Source organism: Streptococcus danieliae (assembly GCF_013415245.1).
Lineage (GTDB): Bacteria > Bacillota > Bacilli > Lactobacillales > Streptococcaceae > Streptococcus > Streptococcus danieliae_A.
Map to the genome: position 1 here is coordinate 1 of NZ_JACBXX010000139.1, position 13,221 is coordinate 13,221.

Consider the following 13,221-nt stretch of genomic DNA (forward strand, 5'->3'; position numbering starts at 1 on the left):
CTCACTTGTTGTAAGACTTGCCCTCGCTTGATTTCGTTATTGATTGTTTGAGGAGCTCTTCCAAGTAGGCGAGCAATTTCTCGATTGGATTTTCCTTCTTTGTTCCATCGTTCAATGTAGCGACGATCATTAATTGTCAAATGTTTTCCTTTTGTTGTATAATTGTTTTGCATCTCTGTGCCCTTCCTTTTGTTTGTGGTGAACAACAAGTATAGCACGGAGGTGTTTTCTTATACCTTACAAAAGGATTTCATTTGACAACAGGGACTTTTGAAGCTGTTTTGAGGGCTAAACCAAGGCTATCATTAGCCTTGGCCAATTAGCCTAACAGCTCCAAACCTATTATCAAATGAAATCAGACAACTCATCAGAATGAGTTGTAGTACTTATCTAGCAGATAGGATGGGTGGCTAACTTCATTTTAAAATTTTTGCTTATGTTTCATTTTTCTGAAAAACAGGCTCTTTCATTCCGAAAAAGCCTGTGTATTTTCATTATTTACTTGTTTTTTTGAAGTAACCGTAAAGAACACCAGAGACCACTGCTCCAATTAAAATGAAGACAAGGTACAACAGGGGATTTGAAGTAAGGGCGACAACAAAGATTCCACCATGAGGAGCCATCAATTTGATGCTAGCCAAGCCAACCAAACCACCGGCTAGGGCAGATCCGGCCACAAAGCTGGGAATCGCCCGCGCTGGATCAGCTGCTGCAAATGGAATCGCACCTTCGGTGATAAAGGAGAGACCCATGATAATATTGGTCAAACCAGAATTCCGCTCTTCTTCCGTAAATTTGTTTTTAAAGAGTAGGGTTGCCACAAAGATGGCCAAAGGAGGAACCATACCACCGGCCATAACGGCTGCCATAACAACAGAGCCACCAGTTGCGACACTAGCTGCCAAGGTTCCAGTTCCAAAGATATAAGCGGCCTTGTTGAAAGGTCCTCCCATATCAATAGCCATCATGCCTCCAACAACCAAACCAACTAGGACAGCTGAGCTACCTGACAAACCTTCCAAGAAGTTATTCAAACCAGTATTGATGGCCGCCATTGGGATGTTGACAAAGAGCATGAGGAAACCAGTCAAGCCAATTCCCAAGAGTGGGAAAAGCAAGATTGATTTGATTCCTTCTAAAGAACGTGGCAAGTTGGCCAAGGCTTTTTTAAGGAAATTAACCACATAGCCAGCCAAGAAACCACCGACTAGGGCACCTAGGAAACCAGAAGACACACCGCTTAGGGCTAGACTCGCTTCACCACCAGCTGCGAAGGGAACGTGGCCCCAGGCCGCACCTGATGAAGCCAAGGCACCCGCTACAAATCCGGCTGCCAAGCCAGGTTTTTCCGCAATCGAATAAGCAATATAACCAGCCAAAACTGGAAGCATGAAGCCAAAGGCTGCTCCACCAATCGCCTTAAAGAGGGCTGAAATTTGATGGTAAGATCCCAGGTTGGCCAATTGATCTTGAGGAACACCTAACATTTGGTCAAAGAGGAAGGCTAGGGCAATTAGAATCCCACCACCAATCACAAATGGCAACATCTGACTCACACCACTCATCAAATGTCTGTAGAGGCCAGAGCCACCTGCAGACTCAGCAGCTTTAGCTACATCCTGGCTTGCTTCATAAACTGGTGTCGCTGGATCCAAGGCTAGTTTGATCAATTCTTCTGTTTTCCGGATTCCGTCCGCTACAGGGCGATTTACCAGTGGCTTGCCTGCAAAGCGAGCCATTTCAACCGCCTTATCGGCAGCAATAATGACACCCTTGGCACGCGCAATATCTGCATCTGATAGAGGGTTACCAACGCCACTAGCTCCATTGGTTTCAACTTTGATCCCAATACCCATTTCAGCAGCTTGTTTTTGTAGGGCTTCTTGGGCCATATAAGTGTGGGCAATCCCTGTTGTACAAGCGGTTACTGCAACCAAGAAGTCCGCATCTTGATCTACCTCAGCTGCCGGTGCTGCAGTAGCCTCCTCTTGCTGATTAAACAAAGCTAATACTTGCTCTGGACTACTTGCCTGACGCAACTGGGCTGCAAAGCCATCTTGCAAGAGATATTTCGACAAATCAGCCAGGGCTGCCAAATGGGTATCATTGGCTCCTTCTGGTGCCGCAATCATAAAGAAGAGGTCGGTTGGCTGACCGTCCAAACTTTCATAATCCAAACCACTTGCGGATTTGGCAAAGAGAACGACTGCTTCTTTGACTGCCATATTTTTGCTGTGGGGCATGGCAATCCCATCGCCCAAGCCTGTTGAGGTCTGCGCTTCACGTGCCATAATGCCATCTTTGAAAATTTGGAAGTCTGTTACATAGCCATGAGCCACTAAGGACTCAACCATCTCGTTAATCGCTGCTTCTTTGCTTTGAGCTTGCAAGTCCAGTAGCATCACATCTTGTTTCAATAAATCTTGAATGTTCATCGTTTTTCTACCTCCACCTGTTGGTACATTTCCTGAATGTAGTCTGCAGTTGCTAAATCATCTGAGAAGGTAGTAGCCGTTCCACAAGCCACCCCCCATTTAAAGGCTTCCACAGCATCCTGCGTGTCCGCATAAGCTCCTGTGAAACCAGCCACCATGGAATCTCCTGCTCCAACTGAATTCTTGACCTCCCCTTTAATCGGTTTGGCAAAATAGGCCTCCTCGGCTGTCACCAATAGGGCCCCATCGCCAGCCATGGAAATAATAACATGCTGGGCGCCCGCCTGGATTAATTTTTCTGCATACTCCTGGATCTCAGCCAAGTCGCTCAGCTCCCGGTCATAAATAGCTCCCAATTCGTGATTATTGGGTTTAACCAAAAGTGGCTGGTGCTGCAAGGAATCCAACAAGGTCTGCCCTTCAAAATCGCAAACCACTGCCGCACCGGCCTCTCGGGTAAGACCAATCAAATCGCGGTAAATTTCATTCCCGAGATTGGCTGGACTAGAGCCTGCAAAGACAACCACATCGCCAGCCCCGAGACCTGCCAGGAAACTCTTAAGTTCCGCCAAAGCTGTCGGCAAAATTTCCGGCCCTGGTCCATTGATTTCGGTTTCCTGGTCAGCCTTGACCTTGACATTAATACGGGTATCCCCTGCAACTTGAACAAACTGATGGGGGATTCCTTCCTGATCCAAGACATCCGTGATAAATCGTCCGGTAAAACCACCCAGGAAGCCCGTTGCCTGATTGCTTTTTCCTAAGCGCTGCAGGATCCGACTGACATTAATGCCCTTACCCCCTGCAAACTTATCGTCCGACTTCATCCGATTCACCTGTCCCAGCTCTAACTGGTCCAGACGGACAATAAAGTCAATGGAGGGATTAAGCGTTACTGTATAAATCATGCTGTAAGTACCTCTGTTTTCTCTTCTAATCGTTTCATCAAGGAAGATTGGGACGGTGCTATCACCAAGGTCGCAGCCTCAACTCGAGCCACCTTAACAAAAGCAGTCTGATAATACTTAGATGGGTCTGCCAAAACATAGGCCTTTGAGGTATTCTGAAGCACGGCTTTTTTAAGGGCGGCCTCCTCTGGATCAGGAGTATAGTACCAATCCTGATCCAAGCCATTCATTCCCATAAAAGCCCGGTCAAAATTCAAGGCCTGCACCTGCTCCAGAGCTGCTGCTCCGATACAGGCATCGGTTGTTTCCTTAATCTGCCCACCAATCATCAGGGTTGGAACATGCAAGTCCACCAAACGTGCCGCATGGTGAATCGAATTGGTCACAACCCGAACCGCCTTTTGGGCTAAGCCTTCCAGCAAGAAGGCCGTCGTCGTCCCCGCATCAACAAAAATGGTCTCCCCATCCTGGATCTGCTGCAGGGCACAGTTGGCAATGGCCTGCTTTTCAGCCACATGTTTGATGGCTTTTTCTTGCATATTTTCTTCTTGAGACAGAAAGCGAAGATGCTCGGCTCCCCCATGAACGCGTTTTAACAAGCCCTGACGCTCCAGTTCTGCCAAATCTCTCCGAATGGTTGATTCAGATGTCTGCAAAAGCTCTTGCAAATACTCCAGACTGACAAAGCCCTGCCCTCGCAATTCTGCTCGAATCCGATGATGCCGTTCTTCTTTTAGGATAAGAGTCCCTCCTTATGAAATCGATTACAAAATCTATTATACTCCAAAATTTTTCAATGTCAATCAATTTCCTTCAAAAACTCTCACCTCGAGGAAGCCGACTTGTCTATTTTTTTTGATTTTTGATAAAATGAAGGTAGAATTGATAGAAAATTAGAAAATAAAAGGAGATCTCATGTCTGAGATTTATGACATTACCATTGTTGGCGGTGGGCCAGTCGGCCTCTTTGCTGCCTTCTACGCCAACCTTCGGGAAGCCAAGGTTAAACTGATTGATTCCCTAGAGCAACTAGGCGGGCAACCTGCCATCCTCTACCCCGAAAAAACGATTCTCGACCTCCCGGGTTTTCCCTCCATTACCGGCCAAGGGCTCACCGATAACCTGCTGGAACAACTACATACCTTTGAAACAACGATTGGTTTAGGCGAGACGCTGCTCGAGTTGGAACAGCTCGATGGTCACTACCGCTTGGTGACTTCCAAAGGAGACCACCTGTCAAAAACAGTCATTATTGCCATGGGCGGGGGAGCCTTCAAAGCCCGTCCCCTAGAACTGGACGGTGCCGATCAATACGACAATATCCACTACCATGTTCAAAACATGGAACAATTCCGAGACCAAAAAATCGCCATCCTCGGTGGTGGCGATTCCGCAGTCGACTGGGCACTGGCTTTTGAAAAAATTGCTGATACAACCCTGATTCATCGGCGGGACAACTTCCGAGCCTTGGAGCACTCGGTCTCTGACCTCAAAGCTTCTAGGGTCACGATCCAAACCCCCTATATCCCAAGCGGCCTTATCGGCCAAGACACAAGCGTGCGTCACCTTGAAATTACCCATAGCAAAACCAAAGAAAGCAAGCAGCTTGAAGTGGACCATATTTTCGTCAATTATGGTTTCAAATCCTCCATTGGCAATTTAAAAGAATGGGGACTCGACTTGGAACGCCAGAAAATCCTCGTCAATAGCAAGCTCGAGACCAATCTACCAGGGATCTATGCCATCGGTGATTGCTGCACCTATCCCGGAAAGGCAGCCATGATTGCCACTGGCTTCGGTGAAGCTCCTACTGCCGTCAACAACGCCGTCCACTTCATCGACCCAAAACAAAAAATTCAACCCAAACACTCTACAAGTATCTAATATAGTCATTTAGTTTTTAAATAGTATGTTATTGCATCAGTCAAATCGCCTGTCTTTCTAAGCAATTCTGTCACTGCTTTTTTCAAAATAGCCCAACTGTTCTCAATAGGATTCAGTTCAGGGGAATATGGTGGTAAAGGGAGAAAAAAATGACCATTACAAATAGAAAGTTCATCTAAAATCTTCTTAGGATGAAAACTTGCATTGTCCATGACAATAACATGAGGAACCTCCAAAGAAGGCAAGAGCTGGGTCTTAAACCATTCGACAAAGAAAGCACTGGTCATGCTCCCTTGATAAATCATTGGGGCTATAAATCTATGATTCACTTGTCCTGATACAATCGATGTTCGTTTGAACCGACGACCACTAACGCTCTCATAGACTTTCTCACCTCTTGGTGCACGGGCATTTTTACGATAAAGATAAGTATCAATACCTGTTTCATCAATATAAACAATTGGTAAGTGTTCTAAAACTGTCAATGCCTCAATGTAGTTATGAACTTTTTCCGGATCTTGCTCTTTATAGCTAGTCGTCTTTTTTTTTAAAGTAAGATTCGCTTGCTTCAAAGCAGCCCAAACAGAGGGAATACTGCAAGAAAAATGCTCTGCAATCTCCCTTAAAAAGGCATCTGGATTTTCCTCAACAAAGTTTTTTAATTGATCCAAAGGGATTTTTCTAGACTTAGCTACACGCTTTTTACGTTCTAAATGTCCCTGTTCTCGTTGTTGCTTTTCCCAGGTGTATAAAGTATTCGTGCTAATATTAAATAGTTTTGCAGTCTCTTGACGTGTATGTCCCTCTTCTACGTAAGCGAGGACACGTTTTCTAAAATCAATTCCGTATGCCATAAGACAAGTATATCATATACGGTTTATAAGCTAAACGACTATACAAGCCCTAGCCCAGACAAAAAACGACCTAAGATTACATCATCCGAGGTCGTTTTTTATGCTAATACTTTTTCTATTGGCTCTATAATTTCTGTCGAAAAGTGCAAGTATCAGAGACACCTATTGTCAAGCCATTGCCGTGTTGCACTTGACCTGACAATTCACGATTTAATTTTAAAGTGGAAATAGTATAAATTCTAATGCTCTTTCAACAAACTACTCCAATTCCGAGAAACTGACCGCAAAATACTCTTCCACCTCTTGTTGGGTTCCCATTTTCTGATGATAGGAGTCCAAGTAATGAACGTCATTGCTAAGCCGGATACCTGTTTTCAATAAATGCTGGTAGAAATCCAAATAGGGGATGTCGGCCTCGACAGCGCGTTTGATTTCCAAATCAACATCATAGGCGACCTTGCGAAAATCAATCTGAGCCAGACCGGTTTCATCGATTTCCAGCAAGAGGTACTGGGCCCGCAAATCTTGGCGGAGCTGCTTCCAAGGGAAATAGGGCTGGCCAATCGATCCTGGATTTAGGACTAGTTGGCCTTGCGGTGTATAAAACAGCTGTTGGATATGACTATGGGCAAAAATTGCTACATCAGCCTCATCCTCTGCAAAAAGCGCTTCTAGGTCGGCCTGCTCAAAAGGCGGAACCAGCTCCCGTCCCCAATTTTTCTGAGGCAGATGATGGGAGAGATTGAAGCGGAGCGGGCCGACCTGGCGGTGTAGATAAATCGGACGCGCTTGGATGTCTTGGCGTATGGCATCCGTCAAAAACGGATCCAGGTGTTGACTCTGCCGATAGACAAACAAATCCAAGGGACTCTTACGGGGATAATGACCTGCCCTCGCCCCTAGATAGGAATCTTCCCAATTTCCACGGAGGCGGACTGTATAAGGGAGACGCTCCAGAATTTGTAAAATTTCCAGATTAGAGGGGCCTGGCATCAGCTCATCGCCCATCAGCCAGTATTCTTCAACCCCTAGCTGGTCTGCGTCGGCCAGGACTGCCTCTAGACCTGTCAGATTGCCATGAATGTCCCCTAAAACAGCTAGTTTCATTCGGGAATTTCCTCTGCAATCTTATTTAATTTGCGTAAGCGATGGTTGAGACCGCTTTTGGTCAGGGGCGTGGACAGGCTATCTGCTAGTTCTTGGAGCGAATATTCGGGGTGGGCAATCCGCGAACGGGCCACCTCCTGTAGTTCTGGACTCAAACTCTCTAGACCCACATGGTCGATAATTTTACTAATATTGTTAATCGTTTTCATGCTGGCTTTCACAGTCCGGGCAATATTGGCTGTTTCTGCGTTATTGGCCCGGTTGAGGTCATTGCGGGTTTCCCGCATCAGCTTGATCTCTCCCAGTTGCTCCATCGCTTCCAGGGCCCCAATAATGATGAGAAAATCCATTAGGTCTTCCGCCCGCTGAATATAGGTGATCGCCCCTCTTTTTCGTTCTAAGACCTTGGCATCTAACAAAAAATCTTGCATAAGCTGTCGCAAATCTTGAGCATGATCGACATAGACGGACGCGATTTCCAGTTGGTACTGGCCAGAATCCGGATCCCGCATGCTTCCACTGGCCAGAAAGGCGCCGCGTAGATAGGCGCGCGCGGCATTGTCATGGTCCATAATTGAAACCGGAAGGCCGGTTTCCTGCTCAAAAAAGGCGGGGGAGAGGCCTAGGATATCCAATAAATCTTTAACCCCATGATCCATAAAAACTGTATAAACGCGATTTTTACGAAGATTGGTTTTCTGGTGATGCCGAATATCAGAGCGAATAGCAAACCACTCCAAGAGAAACTCATAAATAAAGCGAGCGACCTTGGCATTTTCTGTTGACACCGACAGGGTTAAACCCTCGCGACTCAGCCCCAAGCTACCCGACAGCTTAATCAGAGCTGCCAATTCAGCTGGATGACGATCAGGGAGGGCAAGAATTTCCTCCTTAATCGTAGTCGTAAAACTCATAACTGGCCCTCCTTTCTCTAATGCTTGTGACTGGTTAATTTCATGATTTCTTCAACAACCAGATCGCCATCATGGAAGGCTCCTTTTTTTTTCTAATAGTAGAAAATTCGAAGAGATCACGCGCGGAACCTGGCTAGCCAGAGCCGCAAAATCATGTTCCACCTGCACCAGGTACTCGTCAAATTCATGATCATTCATGTATTCCTGTGGAACCTGGTCGACATTAACCAAAACGGTATCGATAAATGGCTGCCCCAGATGCTGGTGCAAGACACGGACATGTTGAGCATCCGTAAAATGCTCTGTTTCTCCCTTTTGGGTCATAATGTTACAGATATAGACGATTTCCGCCCTGGTTTCCAATAAGGCTTGGCCAATCTCCTCAATCATCAGATTTGGCAAAATCGAAGTAAAGAGGGAACCCGGACCCAGAATCACCATGTCACTGTCGAGAATCGCCTGAACAACATTGCGGCTAGCCTGGGGTTTGGAATCATCATAGGTATTGGTCACATAGACCTGATCAATCATCCCCCGATGTTTGGCAATATGGCTTTCCCCCGCCACTTCTGTCCCATCATCAAAAATCGCATGCAGGGTTAAGGGACGCTCACTGGAAGGATAAATTTTCCCCGTTGTATGCAGCAATTTTGTTAAAAGCTGCATGGCATGGTAGGTCGAACCCTGCATCTCGGCAATCCCTGCAATGATTAAATTACCCAAGGGATGACCTGCAAAGGGACCATCGTCCTCTGCAAACCGGTATTGAAAAATTTTTTCATATAATTTGGGCATGTCTGACATGGCCAAAAGGACATTGCGGAGATCTCCTGGCGGGGTTAACTGCATGTCTTGCCGCAATTTGCCAGAACTGCCACCATCGTCAGCAACCGTAACCACTGCTGTTATGTTCACATCTTGTTTGCGAAGGCTGTTGAGAATCACTGAAATCCCAGTCCCGCCTCCGATCACTGTAATTCGCTTCTTCCTCATGAACGGTTGACGGTTTCCTTTCTGCGATCCTTGTCCCGATGGCTGACGCGGACATTCCAATTTTTAGCCAAATCATCGGCCAAACGACGAGCAAAGGCGACACTCCGATGCTGACCACCGGTACAGCCGATGGCAATGGTCAAAACGGACTTGCCTTCCTTCTGGTATCCCGGCAAAATCGGATTGAGGAGGTTGAGGAGATTTTGATAGAAATCCTCAGACTCCGGCTGTTCCATCACATAGTCGTAAACCGCTGGATTTAAGCCGGTTTGGTTGCGCAGCTCCACTTGGTAATAGGGGTTGGGTAAAAAACGAACATCAAAGGCCAAGTCGGCATCCATGGGCAAGCCATATTTAAAACCAAAACTCATGACTTCAATGCGGAAGGCTTGTTCAAAATCTTGGTCCGCAAAATGCTGGGCCAAGAGTTTCCGCAATTCCCGCGGTGTCAACTCAGTCGTATCCACTACATGTTGACTCATACTCTTAAGTGGAACCAAGAGCTCCCGCTCCCGCTTAATTCCGTCCATGATGCGACCATCGGCTGCTAGTGGATGGCTACGACGGGTTTCCTTGTAACGAGCCACCAGTTCTTTGTCAGCTGCATCCAAAAAGAGGATTTTGAAATCCAGGTCATCCCGATTTTCCAGCTCATCCAAAACTTCCTGAATATCCTTGAAAAAAGACCGGCTCCGCATATCAATCACTAAAGCCATCCGCTTATGCTCAGCAGAACCATCAACTAGGGTTAAGAGCTTGGGCAACAAGGCTGGCGGCATATTGTCGATGGTAAAATAGCCTAGATCTTCAAAGGATTGGATGGCAACTGTTTTTCCAGCTCCACTCATTCCGGTTACAACAACCAGTTGCAATTTCTCGTTCATCATCAGCATCTCCTATTTAAAAACAAGGCGTGGACTTCAGTCCACGCCTCCTCTGCAATCCTTCTTGTTATGGACGTAGACGGTGAAGCATCCGTGGGAATGGAATCGCTTCACGAATGTGTTTGGTACCAGCTACAAAGGTCACCATCCGCTCAATTCCAATTCCGAAACCACCGTGAGGAACGGAACCATATTTGCGAAGATCTAGGTAAAATTCGTATTCTGATTTATCCATTCCTAGTTCATCCATTTTGGCTACCAAGGCTGTATAATCGTCTTCACGAATAGACCCTCCAATGATTTCTCCATAGCCTTCTGGGGCCAACAAATCTGCACATAACACACGTTCTGGATTTCCAGGAACAGGTTTCATGTAAAAGGCCTTAATAGCCGCTGGATAGTTGGTTACAAAGGTTGGCACACCGAAGTGATTGGAAATCCACGTTTCATGAGGAGATCCAAAATCATCGCCATGCTCAAGGTGCTCGTAGTCTGTGTCTGCGTCTTGTTCATGGGCTTGAAGCAAATCAATCGCCTCGTCATAGCTAATCCGTTTGAAAGGTTCAGCGATGTAGGACTTCAACAACTCAACATCCCGTTCCAAGATTTCCAAGGCTTGTGGTGCTCGATCCAAGACACCTTGAACCAAAGCCTTGACATAGGCTTCTTGTAAATCAAGGGATTCTTCATGGGAAAGGAAGGAGTACTCCGCATCCATCATCCAAAACTCAGTCAGGTGGCGACGGGTTTTCGATTTTTCTGCCCGGAACACAGGGCCAAAGTCAAAGACACGTCCTAGAGCCATGGCTCCCGCTTCTAGGTAAAGCTGACCAGACTGACTCAAGTAGGCAGTGTTACCAAAGTAGTCGGTCTCAAACAATTCTGTGGAATCTTCTGCCGCATTGCCGGACAGGATTGGACTATCAAACTTGATAAAGCCATTTTGATCGAAAAATTCATAGGTCGCATAGATAATGGCATTCCGAATTTGCATGATGGCCATTTGTTTCCGCGAACGCAACCACAAATGACGGTGGTCCATCAAAAAGTCTGTTCCATGCTCTTTGGGCGTGATTGGATAATCAACAGAGTGACCAATCACCTTAAGATCTGTAATATCCAATTCATAACCGAACTTCGACCGCTCGTCTTCCTTCACAATCCCTTTTACTTCAACAGAAGTTTCCTGACTGAGTTTTTTGATGGTTTCAAATTTAGCAGCCCCTTCTGTTTCGCCAAATTTTTCAAGAAAATTTGGTTTAAAAGCCACAGCTTGAAAATAAGCCGTTCCGTCCCGTAATTGCAAAAAGGCGATTTTCCCTTTTCCAGATTTATTGGCAACCCAGGCACCAATGGTTACTTCTTGACCAACATGGTCTTTGACATCACGAATCGATACAAATTTTTTTGACATAAACTTTCCTTTACATATTCATATATTTTTCTAGGCGTAGAATGCCTTCTTTTAAGATATCCAAATCGGTCGCATAACTCATGCGAACATGATGGGGACTGCCAAAAGCATCGCCGGCTACCAGGGCCAGACCAACCTGTTCCAAAATGTCATTGGTAAAGTCGGCAACCTCGGTAAACCCTTTTAGCTTCATGGCCTCTTCTACATTAGGGAAGAGATAAAAGGCACCTTGGGGTTTAACAGTCCGGAAACCAGGAACCTGATTGAGCAATGGATAAATGGTATTGAGGCGTTCCTCAAAGGCCAAACGCATTTCCTCAGCTTCCTTATGGCTATTCTTCAAGGCTGCGATGGCAGCATACTGGGCCACTGTTGTTGGATTCGAGGTCAACTGACTGGTTAGTTGACCCATGGCCTGGATAATTTCCTGAGGGCCAACGGCAAAGCCAATCCGCCAACCAGTCATGGCATAAGTCTTGGACACACCTGTAATCACCACCGTCTGGTTCCGAATCTGGGAGGATAGACTAGAAATCGGGACAAATTCCGCTTTATTGTAAACTAGCCGACCATAAATATCATCTGCTAGAACCAAAACATTCCGGTCGATAGCCCAGGCGGCCAAGGCTTCTAATTCTTCGCGCGTGTAGAGATTTCCTGTAGGATTGGAGGGATTATTAAGAAGTAAAACCTTAACACGAGGATTCCACAGTTCTTCTAACTGATCTGCATTAATTTTGAAGTTCTTAGCTTCTGCTCCTTCGACAAAGACTGGCTCTCCCTGAGCCAACTTCACCTGCTCGACATAAGAAACCCAGTAAGGAGTCGGAATCAGAACCTGGTCTCCAGGATTTAACACCGCCAAGAAGAAAGCTGCTAGGGCCAACTTAGCCCCGGTTGTAACTAGGATTTGTGAAGCTTGAACCTCATAGCCATAATAATCGACCATGTAGTCCTGCACCGCTTCTTTTAAAGCTGGTAAACCCGAACTAGCTGTATAAAAGGAGGCCTGGCCGGACTCAATCGCGGCCTTGGCCGCTTGGGAAATCACTGCGGGAGTTGTAAAATCAGGTTCTCCCAGAGTCAGTGATAGAATATCCCGCCCCTCTGCGGCTAGCGCCTTGGCCTTAGCCGCAGCAGCTAGGGTTGCACTTTCTTCCATAAATTTGACACGATCTGCTAACATAAGGCTCACTCTTTTCTGATTAGTTTCTTGTCCTTAAAGTCGATAAGGTAATAGTTGGTTCCAGAGCGAACCTCCCAAACAACCTTGTCCTGATCATAGCCCAACCGACTGGCCTGGATGGGAGCACCCCCAGCTGCTTCCGCCGCTAGTGCTTCGGCTTCCTGACGGCTGGCTCCCTGGCTCAAATCAACCAAGGCGACCTGCTCCTGCTGGGTATTTAAAATCAAGGCCCGATCTTTGGCAAAAACAGTGGTATAGGAATTTTGACCATTAAAAATCTCCACTGCATCGACTTCCGTAAAACCTGCTAATTCCTGAGCCCGCAACTGGGCATTTGCAAGGCGCATATCCTGGGTTTTGGTTCCCAGATCAATCAGGTAAAGGCTGGAAAAGCAGATCAGCGACAGGACCACAAAAATCCCGAGGATAAACTGCCCTTTGGGAAAATAGGGCTCTAAATAGACTATTTTTTTCACCTTTTCATTATACCGTTTTTTAGGCTAGATTGCTATAGATGAGAGTGTACAATATCTTGTGTAAACGCAAAAAAGGAATAAATCCTGTTATAGTAGAGTTAGACCAAAAATACTACTAGAAAAGATTTATTCCCATGACCCAGTTTATCACAGATTTAACAACATT

General features: G+C 46.2%; 12 protein-coding genes and 1 pseudogene. 1 reads left to right on the plus strand and 12 read right to left on the minus strand.

All coding sequences use genetic code 11. From position 1 onward, the window contains the following. The 4 genes from HZY94_RS06725 to HZY94_RS06740 form a co-directional block, all read right to left on the minus strand. On the minus strand, positions 1-173 hold a 173-nt coding region (locus tag HZY94_RS06725), incomplete at its 3' end, for a helix-turn-helix domain-containing protein (RefSeq protein ID WP_179924846.1). Between the two features lie 321 nt (positions 174-494). Beyond that, entirely contained in the window at positions 495-2,435 is a 1,941-nt protein-coding gene (locus HZY94_RS06730) for a PTS fructose transporter subunit IIABC (RefSeq protein WP_179925551.1), read from the minus strand. Next, positions 2,432-3,343 (minus strand): 1-phosphofructokinase, encoded by a 912-nt coding sequence (pfkB, locus tag HZY94_RS06735; RefSeq protein ID WP_179925552.1) that lies wholly within the window; start codon positions 3,341-3,343, stop codon positions 2,432-2,434. The genes HZY94_RS06730 and pfkB overlap by 4 nt, the downstream gene beginning before the upstream one ends. Further along, positions 3,340-4,083, minus strand: a complete 744-nt coding sequence (locus tag HZY94_RS06740) for a DeoR/GlpR family DNA-binding transcription regulator (RefSeq protein WP_179925561.1) — start codon at positions 4,081-4,083, stop codon at positions 3,340-3,342. The genes pfkB and HZY94_RS06740 overlap by 4 nt, the downstream gene beginning before the upstream one ends. Before the next feature lie 175 nt (positions 4,084-4,258). Here HZY94_RS06740 and HZY94_RS06745 point away from each other — a divergent pair, with 175 nt between their 5' ends. Then, a complete protein-coding gene (locus HZY94_RS06745) occupies positions 4,259-5,227 on the plus strand; it encodes an NAD(P)/FAD-dependent oxidoreductase (protein ID WP_179925553.1) in 969 nt (322 codons plus the stop codon). A gap of 5 nt (positions 5,228-5,232) precedes the next feature. Here the strand turns inward: HZY94_RS06745 and HZY94_RS06750 are convergent, their stop codons facing one another. From HZY94_RS06750 to HZY94_RS06785, 8 genes and pseudogenes are all read right to left on the minus strand, one after another. Next, positions 5,233-6,081 (minus strand): IS630 family transposase, encoded by an 849-nt coding sequence (locus HZY94_RS06750; RefSeq protein WP_179925554.1) that lies wholly within the window; start codon positions 6,079-6,081, stop codon positions 5,233-5,235. Between the two features lie 258 nt (positions 6,082-6,339). Beyond that, positions 6,340-7,188 carry a metallophosphoesterase family protein gene (locus HZY94_RS06755; RefSeq protein WP_179925555.1) on the minus strand — a complete coding sequence of 283 codons (849 nt, stop codon included), beginning with the start codon at positions 7,186-7,188 and terminating at the stop codon, positions 6,340-6,342. Next, complete coding sequence (gene whiA / locus HZY94_RS06760; protein WP_179925556.1) at positions 7,185-8,102, minus strand: DNA-binding protein WhiA; 918 nt, start codon at positions 8,100-8,102, stop codon at positions 7,185-7,187. The genes HZY94_RS06755 and whiA overlap by 4 nt, the downstream gene beginning before the upstream one ends. Before the next feature lie 17 nt (positions 8,103-8,119). Next, a pseudogene (locus HZY94_RS06765) lies at positions 8,120-9,095 on the minus strand (YvcK family protein). Then, positions 9,092-9,982, minus strand: a complete 891-nt coding sequence (gene rapZ, locus HZY94_RS06770) for an RNase adapter RapZ (RefSeq protein WP_179925557.1) — start codon at positions 9,980-9,982, stop codon at positions 9,092-9,094. The pseudogene HZY94_RS06765 and the gene rapZ overlap by 4 nt, the downstream one beginning before the upstream one ends. A gap of 64 nt (positions 9,983-10,046) precedes the next feature. After that, positions 10,047-11,393, minus strand: coding sequence for an asparagine--tRNA ligase (gene asnS, locus HZY94_RS06775; protein ID WP_179925558.1), 1,347 nt, complete (start codon positions 11,391-11,393; stop codon positions 10,047-10,049). 10 nt (positions 11,394-11,403) lie between these two features. Continuing rightward, on the minus strand, positions 11,404-12,579 hold the full coding sequence (locus HZY94_RS06780; RefSeq protein ID WP_179925559.1) for a pyridoxal phosphate-dependent aminotransferase: 1,176 nt from the start codon (positions 12,577-12,579) through the stop codon (positions 11,404-11,406). A gap of 5 nt (positions 12,580-12,584) precedes the next feature. Beyond that, the gene (locus HZY94_RS06785; RefSeq protein WP_179925560.1) at positions 12,585-13,055 is read right to left on the minus strand and encodes a cell wall elongation regulator TseB-like domain-containing protein; all 471 of its coding nucleotides are present in this window, start codon (positions 13,053-13,055) and stop codon (positions 12,585-12,587) included. Positions 13,056-13,221: the final 166 nt, after the last annotated feature.

What these genes read in the sequence shown, in the direction of transcription:
- HZY94_RS06745 (WP_179925553.1), top strand. Translation starts at nt 4,259, where the DNA reads ATGTCTGAGATTTATGACATTACCATTGTTGGCGGTGGGCCAGTCGGC.
- HZY94_RS06730 (WP_179925551.1), bottom strand. Translation starts at nt 2,435, where the DNA reads ATGAACATTCAAGATTTATTGAAACAAGATGTGATGCTACTGGACTTG.
- HZY94_RS06780 (WP_179925559.1), bottom strand. Translation starts at nt 12,579, where the DNA reads ATGTTAGCAGATCGTGTCAAATTTATGGAAGAAAGTGCAACCCTAGCT.
- pfkB (WP_179925552.1), bottom strand. Translation starts at nt 3,343, where the DNA reads ATGATTTATACAGTAACGCTTAATCCCTCCATTGACTTTATTGTCCGT.
- HZY94_RS06750 (WP_179925554.1), bottom strand. Translation starts at nt 6,081, where the DNA reads ATGGCATACGGAATTGATTTTAGAAAACGTGTCCTCGCTTACGTAGAA.
- whiA (WP_179925556.1), bottom strand. Translation starts at nt 8,102, where the DNA reads ATGAGTTTTACGACTACGATTAAGGAGGAAATTCTTGCCCTCCCTGAT.
- asnS (WP_179925558.1), bottom strand. Translation starts at nt 11,393, where the DNA reads ATGTCAAAAAAATTTGTATCGATTCGTGATGTCAAAGACCATGTTGGT.
- rapZ (WP_179925557.1), bottom strand. Translation starts at nt 9,982, where the DNA reads ATGATGAACGAGAAATTGCAACTGGTTGTTGTAACCGGAATGAGTGGA.
- HZY94_RS06755 (WP_179925555.1), bottom strand. Translation starts at nt 7,188, where the DNA reads ATGAAACTAGCTGTTTTAGGGGACATTCATGGCAATCTGACAGGTCTA.